The organism is Shewanella electrica (assembly GCF_022321485.1).
GTDB classification, from domain to species: domain Bacteria; phylum Pseudomonadota; class Gammaproteobacteria; order Enterobacterales; family Shewanellaceae; genus Shewanella; species Shewanella electrica.
Window position 1 is genome coordinate 1 of sequence record NZ_JAKOGG010000737.1, and the last position, 238, is coordinate 238.

The window sequence follows — 238 nt, forward strand, 5'->3', positions numbered from 1 at the left end:
GTGGGAGGCGTCGATAGCGACAGAGATGGGACCAATTGTAGCAACGGCTTGCATAAGTGCTTCTTCATCACCCGATGGTATATCAACAAAGCCAGAATCTGTGGCTCCGATGTTGCTTCTCCTGAACCTACATGTTTCATCCTCTGCATCATAAGGGTAAGATTTCTCGGTATCGATGCCATGATTTTCCTTGATATATTGAAAAGCATTGTCCATCAAACCTCCTTCACAACCGTTG

General features: G+C 45.4%; 1 protein-coding gene. It reads right to left on the bottom strand.

Annotation, left to right across the window (positions count from 1 at the left end; translation table 11 throughout):
• A partial coding sequence (locus L9G74_RS21965) for a C1 family peptidase (protein ID WP_275297569.1) occupies positions 1–238 on the bottom strand: 238 nt, incomplete at both ends.